The sequence below is a fragment of the Scandinavium sp. UTDF21-P1B genome (genome assembly GCF_040750395.1).
Taxonomy (GTDB): domain Bacteria; phylum Pseudomonadota; class Gammaproteobacteria; order Enterobacterales; family Enterobacteriaceae; genus Scandinavium.
On sequence record NZ_JBFLVD010000052.1, the window covers coordinates 1 to 252 of the forward strand.

The following is a 252-nucleotide window of genomic DNA, read 5'->3' on the forward strand; positions in this document are numbered from 1 at the left end:
GCGTGGTAACCATTGACAGCAGCGGGCTGCTGACCTTTACCGGCGCGGGCAGTACCACAATTACCGTCAGCCAGCAGGCCACTGAGACCCAGCTGGCGCCCGCGCCTGCCACGGCGACGGTGACGGTAAATAAAGCTGCATCGACGGCGCTGAGCGCACAGCCGGTCAGTGTGACTTACGGCGATGCACCGCAGACGCTGAAAGTGAACGGCGGTAACGGCGGTGAGAAAAGCTACAGTTCGGATAATCCTG

The 252-nt window shown here is 61.5% G+C and carries 1 protein-coding gene; it reads left to right on the forward strand.

The genetic code is table 11. The annotated features are described in order from the left end of the window. Positions 1–252: hypothetical protein (locus AB1287_RS22335; protein WP_435619144.1), on the forward strand; the 252-nt coding region annotated here is incomplete at both ends.